General features: G+C 72.3%; 4 protein-coding genes and 1 pseudogene. 1 reads left to right on the plus strand and 4 read right to left on the minus strand.

Features of this window, described 5'->3' with window-relative positions:
• Positions 1-16: 16 nt before the first annotated feature.
• The 4 genes from MFF61_RS01655 to MFF61_RS01670 form a co-directional block, all read right to left on the minus strand.
• Complete coding sequence (locus tag MFF61_RS01655; protein ID WP_238233370.1) at positions 17-2,293, minus strand: GumC family protein; 2,277 nt, start codon at positions 2,291-2,293, stop codon at positions 17-19.
• A gap of 506 nt (positions 2,294-2,799) precedes the next feature.
• Positions 2,800-3,618, minus strand: coding sequence for a response regulator transcription factor (locus tag MFF61_RS01660; RefSeq protein ID WP_238233371.1), 819 nt, complete (start codon positions 3,616-3,618; stop codon positions 2,800-2,802).
• Between the two features lie 641 nt (positions 3,619-4,259).
• A complete protein-coding gene (locus MFF61_RS01665; RefSeq protein ID WP_238233372.1) occupies positions 4,260-4,991 on the minus strand; it encodes a Crp/Fnr family transcriptional regulator in 732 nt (243 codons plus the stop codon).
• 486 nt (positions 4,992-5,477) lie between these two features.
• Entirely contained in the window at positions 5,478-6,611 is a 1,134-nt protein-coding gene (locus tag MFF61_RS01670; protein WP_238233373.1) for a hypothetical protein, read from the minus strand.
• Positions 6,612-7,257: 646 nt separating this feature from the next.
• On the opposite strand from MFF61_RS01670, the pseudogene MFF61_RS01675 reads away from it, so the two are divergent.
• Positions 7,258-7,699 (plus strand): annotated as a pseudogene (locus MFF61_RS01675) (UDP-glucose 6-dehydrogenase); the annotation flags it as partial.

Here is a 7,699-nt window from a genome sequence, read left to right on the forward strand (position 1 = left end):
GCCCCGGGCGGCGCGGTCAGACGGAGGCCTGCGGCCGGATCTCGGGCGACTCGCCGCGCGGCCGCTCCTCGGGACCCCGCAGGGCCGCCGACCGGGCGGCGGGGGCCGCCTCCTGTCCGGGGCCGAGCCGGGGACGGGCGGAGCCGGCCTCGTAGAAGGGCCGGTAGGCCGCGAAGTGCGAGCACTGGTCGGCGAAGCGCTCGTGCCGGTGCTGGTCGAGGTCGACCTGGGTCAGCACGATCCCGCGCACCCGGATGGAGAGGTCGCGCAGGCGCTGCAGCGTGGCGGCCACCGTGCGGCGCGGCGTGCGGCCCCAGCGCACCGCGAGCACCGCCGCATCGGAGAGGCGCGCCAGCGGCAGCACGTCGAGGACCAGCATCGCGGGCGGCGCCTCGATCAGGACCACGTCGAAGCGGTCGCGGGCGAGCGCCAGGAAGGTCTCGAAGCGCTCGCCGAGGAGGTGGTCGGCCCATTCCGTCCCGGTGCCGGCGCGCAGGATCGCCACCGGGCGGACCGCGAGGTCGTCGAGGATCTCCGCCTGCTGGCCCGCCACGGCCGCCTCCAGGCTGCGCACGTCCTTGCCCGGCCGCGCCGGCTGCGTGCCGGTGGCGTCGATCACCAGGGTGCGCCTGCCGCGCCCCGCCAGGAGCTTGGCCAGCGCCATGCACAGCAGGGACTTGCCCTCGTGCGGCACGCAGGAGGTGACGAGGAGCACCTGAGGGGAGACCTGGGCGTGAGGCCAGCCGAGGGTGGCGCCCACCATCCGGACCGCCTCGTCGAACATCCGCACGGCGGCGGGATCGGAGCCGGTGGTGATCTGCGGGATCATGCTGAGGCAGCGCACGCCGGTCTCGCCCGCGATCTCGTGGCTGGAGCGGAAGCCCGTGTCGCGTCGGGCGAGCAGGATCGAGAGGGCGACCCCGAACCCCGCCGCGCCGGCGGTCGACAGGGCGACGATCAGGGGACGCTTCGGCCCGGAGGGCGCCGGCACCGGCTGGGCGCGCATCACCACCTGGGCCGACGAGGACTTCATCCCGGCCAGCGCGAGGGCCTGGGCGTGGCCGTCGCTCAGGAGCTTGAGCCGGTCGCGGATCGCCGCCGCGTTGGCCTGGAGGCTGCGCAGCTTCGCCTCCTGGCCCATCGCGCCGATCACCGCGCCCTTCAGGGCCTCGACGCGGGAGGTGAGCGCGGCCTCCTCGGCCGTCGCCGTCCTGACCTCGCTCTCCAGGTTGCCGATCGCGCGGTCGAGTTCCTGGCGCAGGCGCTGCTCGGCGTCCTGGACGGCGACCTGGGCCTGGAGCAGACGGGGATGGCGCGGCCCGGTGAGCATCAGCCCGGCGACCTCGCGCTTGGCCGTCTCGACGTTCTCCAGCATGCGCTGGATGACGGGGGCGCCGGTGAGGTCCTGGGCGGAGGGCACCCCGCCCGCCGCGAGCACCTCCCTGGCCCGGGTCAGGCGGGCCTCGGCGGCCTGCCGGGTCTGGCCGGCGGCCACGAGCTGCAGCTGGGCGTCGCGCAGCTCCTGCTGGGGCAGGTTGGAGGCCGTGCCGCTCTCGACGAAGTTCGCCTCCTGGCGGTAGCGCTCGATTGCGGTCTCGGCCTGCTCCAGCTCCCGGCGGGTCGCGCCGATCCGGCTCTCCAGCCACGCGCTCGCCCGCTCGGCCTCGGCGATGCCCATCTCCAGGCGGTTGCGCTGGTAGGCCTCCACGAAGGCGTTGGCGAGCCGCGCCGCGCGCGCCGGATCCGGCGCCGTGTAGGCCACCGTGATGAGGTAGGCGCGGGCATCGTTGGTCACCGAGAGATTCTGGGAGATCGCGGCGGCGATCCGCTCGACCTCGATCGCCGCCGCGTCCGCCGCCGGCTCGTCGTCGCGCAAGGCCAGGATCGCGTTCCGCAGATGCGACAGGAGGCCGGGCTTGGGGGCGAAGTCCGGGTCGTCCTGCAGCCGCAGGTCGGTCACGACCCGGCGCGCGACCGCCCGGGACCGGATCACCCGCGCCTCGCTCTCGACGATCGCACCGGCATCCAGGGAGGCCGCGGCCGTCTGACCCGGCTGCCCCGCCTGGACGGTCGTGGGCCGGCCGAGATCGACCTGGATCATCGCCTCCGAGGTGTAGCGGTTCGGCAGCAGCGCGCAGACGATCAGCGCGGCGACCAGCCCGCCGATCGCCAAGCCGGCGATCATCCGGCGCTGGCGCCAGATGCCCGTCAACAGGCCGAGGTTCTGGGCCTCGTAATGCTGCCTCAGATGGAGGCCAGCCTCCGTGTTCTCCTGCTCCGGAACACAGTTCATCCCGCCCTCGCGTTCGCCTTGGGGCCGATGAGGGCCGCGTGCCTGCGCGCCGCCGCCTCGGAATCGGACGTGTGGTGGACGGCCCGGGAAAGGTCGTCCGGCAGACGGATTGGACCGTGAGGCGGCCGGCCGTGGAACGTCCTATCCGGGACTACCCCGTTGGTGCCGGAGCGAACCTGTGGTTGATCCTCCGCGGTGCTGCGGTGCGAAACCGAGCCGCGCCGGGCCGGCCGCGGCGGGCCGGACGCCGTGGGGCCGAGCCCTGGCGGAGGGGTCCGGCGGCGCTCCCGCACAGGCTCTTCGGCAAAGGCTCTTCTGGAGGAGGCGGCAGCGGTGCCGGTGCCGCCGCGATCGCGCCCGGCACGTCCGCGCCGGCGGTCCGGGATGCGTCATAGCCCGGACGTCCGGCCGGAAACGCCGCGCCGCGCGGCGGTCGCGAAGGACCACCGCGCGGCGTTCGATCCGGGCGAAAACGGAGTCGTCGGAGGAGGCCGGTCCGGTGGCGGTCAGCGGATCCCGGCCTGGAGGCGGTGCGGCGCCTCCAGGGTGAGCGCGACGAGGCCCGGGTCACCCTCCTCGGCATCGGATTCGTCCTCGGCGGCGAGGGCGCCCTCGCCGCCGAGCCGGTTCTTCATGCCCCACACGGCCGCCTGGGTCCGGTTCTGGACCCGCATCTTGCGCAGGATGGCCTTGACGTGCCCCTTCACGCGCCCCACCGGGATGGCGAGCTGGCGGGCGATGTCACGGTTCGATTCCCCCCGCACCAGGCAGGCGATGATCCTGACCTCGCGCGGCGAGGGCCGAAAGGACGAGGACGGCGATGCGTCCGGCCCGGCCTCCTCGGGATCGTCGGCCTCCGGCGCCGCCGTCTCGGCCGGGGAGGGCGGCAGACAGGGCACGACCCGGTGCCCCATGAGCGCCAGTTCCACCGCCTGCACCAGGGTATCGACGCCGGTCGTGCGCGTCAGGATCGCCGAGACCCCGCATTCCAGCAACGGCACGACCTGCTCCTCGTCGAAATCGGAGCAGACGCAGATCAGGGCGCTGCACGGGAATCGCTCCCGCACCGCACGCACTTCATCGACCGTGAGTGCAACCCTGGGTTCTGACGACAGGATGACGATGGCGGGCGGTGCGGGCGGCCCGCCGCTGCGGGACGCCTCGGCCAGCCGCGACTCGGCGAACACGACCTCGAACCCTTTCGGCGCCAGCAGGCGCCGCAGCCCTTCTCGGAACAACTCGGTTCCACCGACGATCACGGTCTCCAACCGAGCGTCCCCCGCCTGCACACACGGATCGACGCTGCTCTGATGTCCATGGATCATGACAGATCTCTATGCTCTGGAGCGCTGCGAGGCGGGACTGAGTACGAATGCGTACAGATACGCCCTCTCTTGTAAGCTTCTTGACAGTCAATGCATTGACTAATGTCAAAACATGCGGAATTTGAGCGGCCAAAACCGCCAACGCCCGTAGGGCACAGGCAAAATCATATCATCCTATATTTATGCGCATTTTCATTTGCAATGTTTTATCTCTGACTTAAAGTTTTCGAAGAAAATGTTCTGTACGATCTACAACAATCGCACCACAAATAAGCAAATTCAAAGCAGTTGTTGCGTGAATTCCATACCCTCATATATCAACATTGAAGATTCTCGGAAAGACACGCACTGGTGGTATTTCTTTGCCTAATTCGGCGCGTGCTACAACCCAGCCGATGAGGGCGAGCCCCGGCGGCGCGGGACGGCCCGGGCCATCACGATCTCACGATCGGATCGTCTTGCGGTGGGATGATGAACCGGATCGTCCGGCAACCAAGCGGGCAACACCGCGCCACGATCATCGATGCCCGCCCATCGGATCGTCCCGAAACCGTGCCAGATGCAGGCGTCGATGCGTGGGAGACGCGGACATGCCGGGCGGTGAGCGTATCGGAGCCGGGGCCGTGCCGCGGCCTGCGGGCTCACGCCTCGACGGGCCGGGGCGAGAGAGCGGGCGCGGCGCCGTTGAGATAATGGGGAGCGAAGGCGGCGAAGGCCTTGAGGCGGCCGATATCCGGGATCTCGACCCGGCGGCTGCGCCACTCGACCAGCTTCTTGCGGCCGAGAAGCTTCAGCACCCGGTTGGTGTGAACGGGCGAGATCCCGATCATGTCCGCCAAGTCCGTCTGCGTGATGTCGAGTTCGAAGCCGGTCTCATCGGCGAAGCCGATGGCCTGCAGACGCACGAACAGCTCGCAGAAGAGATGGGCCAGTTGCCGGTCTGAGCCGCGCCCGACGTTGCAGAGCCATTCCTGCATGGTGTTCATGCGCAGGAAGACGTCGCGCTGGAGCGCCTCGGCGACCTTGGGATTCCATTCGGCGAGCGGCGAACCCGGCCGCGGGAAGACCCGCATGACGCGACAGGTCGTGAGGGCGCCGACCGAGTAGCCCTGCCGGCGGCTGTCGGGGATCTGGCCGCAGAACGATTCGCCCGGCAGAATCAGGGAGACGATCCGGCGCGACCCGTCCGGCAGGATCCGGTACACGCAGGCCAAGCCCTCGAGCAGGATGATGACGCTCTCCGCGCCGCACTCGTCGTAGATGTCCGCCCGGGCCGGGATGGTGAGGGAGCGCGGCGCCGGAGGGGAGGTCGAGCGCACGTCGTCGGCGGCCGCCCCCTGGCTGTCCCGCTGCCCGTGTCGAGAGTTGTGCATCGCGCGATTCCTCGGCTTGGCGCCTAGCGTGCGAACCGGTGCCCGCCCCGACGCAGGCGGGGCGACCGCCGTCGCATCAGGCCCGGCCTCGGGGTCGCGCGGCAGTATCGGAGGGTCGGACAGCCGGCGGACCGAGCGGTGCGGACGACGGCGGCGCCTGAACGCCGCGTCGGCCCGGCGGCCGGGGTGGAACGGTCCCGCTCATGCGAAGTCGGACATCCGTTGCTTCCGGGCCGAGACGGCTTCGAACGCCGCAGCATCTTCCCACTCGCCGACATATCCGCAAACTCAGTGCCACTCGCCGGACACGACAACATCAAATGTTACTCCCAGGCGATCTTACGGTTATACACTGATTGTTTAGGACCGATAGAGCGATTCCATACTTTACAGAGTGCGAACTGGACCGGAATCGACGCGTGCGCGCGGCATCGGGCCGGTCGGCGCGGGCCTTCCGGGGCTCCCGCAAGCCCCAGGAGCCATGGATCACCGGGCCGCGCCTCCGGCCTGCCCCGGGATGTCGGCCGGCCTCGGCGGCGGCCGGACGGGGGCGGGCTTCCTCGCCTGGCCGGCCGGGATGCGGCCCTTGGCCGCCGTTTCCGGGATAGCCGGGCGGGCACCGGGCGGGAGCGGAACCGGCACGTCGCCGGGCGTGACAGGCGACGCGACGGCCTGCAGTGCCAGCCCCGCGCGGGGCAGGTTCTGCGTCTCGTGCAGGGTCACGAAGCGGGGCAGGGCGGGTGCCGGCGGCGTCTCGGCCGAAGCAGCGAGGGCCGTCCCTTCGGGGTCGGCGGGCTGCGGCGCGGGAGCGATGCCCGCGGGCTCGATCGGCCGCCTGAGTTCCCCTGCCAGCACGGCCTCGGCCAGGGCCGCCTCGGCGGCCGCGCGGCCGGCCTGCGCCTGGGCCATGCTCTCATCGGCGGCGGCGAGGCGGGCAGTGGCTTCGCCGAGCGACCGGCGCAGGTCCGCGGCCTCGGTCCGGGCGGCGGCCAGGGCGGTCTCGGCCGCCTCGGCCGCGCGGGCGCGGTCGTCCGCACGGGCCTCGGCACCGAGGCGCTGCTCGCGCATCTGGCCCAGGGCCGCCGCGTCGGCCGCCGCGCGCCGCTCGGCCTCCTGCCGCGCCCGGGCGACCTGCGCCTGGGCGGCGGTCTCCGCGTTCCGCGCACGCTCGATCTCGGCGCCGAGGGCGGTCGCGCGCGCCTCGGCCGCGGCGAGGCGCTGGGCCGCCTCCTCCTGGCCCGCCCCGAGCAGGGCGGGCGGGCGGAGGGCGGGGTGCAGCACCGAGGCCAGAAAGCCCGCCAGGGCACCGGTCACGAGAGCCGCCGCCACCAGGAGGACGGCGAGACCGCGCCCGATCCGCGCCCCCGGGCGCCCCCCGCGGCGGGATGCGCGCCCGGTCTCGAAGAGATCCGGATGCTCGCGCAGGAAGGCTTCGGCCCAAGTCGCGGCCTGTCCGGTCGAGGCCTGTCCGGCGGCCTCCGGGAGCGGGAAGGCCGCGCCCGCCCGCGCAGCCCGTCCCCCGAGCGGCGCCGGACGGGCTGCGGACGCGACTCCGCCGGGCGCGAGACCGGCGGGAGAGGGGGGCTTGCCGAAGGCGGGCGTGAGCGGTCGGTGGAGCATGGTGTCCTGTGCCCTTCTGGTGCGTGGCGTCCGCCCCGCCGGCCGCGTCGGCGCGGTCCGGCCAAGCGGCCCCGGCAAGCGGCCCCGGCAAGCGGTCCCCGGAAGCCGCCGCGTCAGGCTCCGGGCGGGCACGGCGGGTCGCGCCGGCGCGCCGCCTGCAGCCCCGGCCCGCCCCTCGCGCCGACGCCGGCGTCGCCTCCCGCCGTGACATCCCTTCCGACCCCGCACTCGGCCATCATCGCCTCCGCTGCCGCGCATCGCGTCCGTGGCTCGACACGACCTTGCCAGAGCCGGGCTCGAGCCGGACGCGATCTTTCGGGGTAGACGGTCAGAAAAGACGGCCGAACGAGTGGTCGATGCTCTCAAGAAGGCCGTCTGCGCCGCCCATGACGAGGGCAAGGCGGAATTTCGAACCGGCTAATCCTGAATCGAACCACATTCGGGCGATCCGTATTCTACGCTCGACTGCCGAGATCGAAACCGCATGCAACGGCAGCCCCGGTGGCGACCGGGGCGCGGTGCCGATCCGGCGTGCCTGCGACACCCGCGGGCGCACGACCGAGCAGACCGACCCCGGCTCCGCCCCGCGGCGCCGGCGGCCGGCAGGAGGCGGCGGCCCGCCGCGGATCAGGAAGCGGAGTGCAGGATGCGCGTCGTCATGGTGGGATCCGGCTATGTCGGTCTGGTGTCGGGAGCGTGCTTTGCGGATTTCGGGCACGACGTGGTCTGCGTCGACACCGATCCGGCCAAGATCGCGGCGCTCAAGGCCGGCCGCATCCCCATCTTCGAGCCCGGCCTCGACGCGCTCGTCGCCGAGAACACCCGCCAGGGCCGCCTCACCTTCACCACCGACCTTGGCCCCGCCGTCGCGAGCGCCGACGCCGTCTTCATCGCCGTCGGCACGCCGTCGCGCCGCGGCGACGGCTTTGCCGACCTCTCCTTCGTCTTCCAGGCCGCCCGCGACATCGCCCGGGCCCTCGCCCGCCCCACGGTGGTGGTCACCAAGTCCACCGTCCCGGTCGGCACCGGCGACGAGGTCGAGCGCATCATCCGCGAGACCAACCCCGCAGCCGAGGTCGCCGTCGCCT

It is taken from the genome of Methylobacterium isbiliense, from assembly GCF_022179325.1.
In the GTDB taxonomy this organism is placed as follows: domain Bacteria; phylum Pseudomonadota; class Alphaproteobacteria; order Rhizobiales; family Beijerinckiaceae; genus Methylobacterium; species Methylobacterium isbiliense.